We start from the raw sequence: 1,044 nt of genomic DNA, 5'->3' as shown, positions 1-1,044 counted from the left end.
TTTTCTGGTGGAGCTATAGCAAAAAATGGGGATTTCTTCAGCTAATAGACATAGCTCACCCCCGCCTAGCTATTTGATGCGGTAAACGGAGATTCCTACTCCTGAAAATGAATTATCCAGAAGCAAGTCTTTCTGCCACCTGGAAGAACAGTTTCTGGTAAGGGCAACTGCTTGCAAGCAGAAAGCGAATACGGCGGGTGTTGCGTAGGATAACGGCGCCGATCTTGATCAGTTTGAGGCGTAATGTGCTCACATAGGCCTGGGCCAGTTCTATGCCTTGCAGGGCCAGGCGCCGTATGGTTTCCAGCAGGATGTAGGCCAGCGAGGACAGAAGCCGACGAAATTGATTTGACCACCACTGATGGCAGCTGGTACGGTCGGCAAACAGATCAAGCTGTTGTTTCTTGATACGGTTTTCCATTTCACCGCGTAATGAATAAAAGCTTATCGTAAAGGAACTGCGGTTCACCAGTCAGATGGGTGACCACATAACGAGGATTACTGCCTTTTTCGGTATGCTCGATTTTAACGATGATGCGCCGTGCCCGCTGCCAGCTCTTGGCAGCATAGTGAAATTCGTTAAACCAGCGTACTTTCTCACCTGATTGAGCATGCTGCTTCTCTGTCGCTTGCTGCCATTGTGCAGTGATCTCATTCAGTCGCTTGTTTTGGGCGATCCCCACGATGTAACCCACCTCATGACGCTCACACCATGCCAACATTCTGCGGCGACAGAAACCACTGTCACCCCGGAAAATGGTACGAACCTCAGACCAGCTTTGTCTGAGCCGTTTCACCAGTAGTGACAGTATAGCCCAGGCATGTTTTGCCCCATCGATATGGCTTGGCCGTAGGTAGCTTACCAGCAGTTGATCCTGGCAGAATACATACCGCGGCAGAAAGCAGTAGTGATCTGAATGCCATGAAAGAAGCGGCCTTCCTGTTTGCCATGGACCGCATCATCAGTAGCATCAAAATCCAGAATCAGTTCTTTGGGCACTCGTTTGAAGGAAGCCACAAACCGTTCTATCATCACTTGATGAA

Annotated in this window: 1 protein-coding gene and 1 pseudogene; both read right to left on the bottom strand. The window is 49.5% G+C overall.

Annotation, left to right across the window (positions count from 1 at the left end):
* Positions 1-112: 112 nt before the first annotated feature.
* On the bottom strand, positions 113-421 hold the full coding sequence (locus BM122_RS22100) for a transposase (protein WP_083398659.1): 309 nt from the start codon (positions 419-421) through the stop codon (positions 113-115).
* Position 422: 1 nt separating this feature from the next.
* Positions 423-1,033, bottom strand: a pseudogene (locus tag BM122_RS22095) (transposase).
* Positions 1,034-1,044: the final 11 nt, after the last annotated feature.

This window comes from Nitrosomonas communis, assembly GCF_900114745.1.
GTDB lineage: Bacteria > Pseudomonadota > Gammaproteobacteria > Burkholderiales > Nitrosomonadaceae > Nitrosomonas > Nitrosomonas communis_A.
Note: the sequence above shows the minus strand (reverse complement) of the source record. Positions and strands in the feature narration are given on the sequence as shown.

What these genes read in the sequence shown, in the direction of transcription:
- BM122_RS22100 (WP_083398659.1), bottom strand. Translation starts at nt 421, where the DNA reads ATGGAAAACCGTATCAAGAAACAACAGCTTGATCTGTTTGCCGACCGT.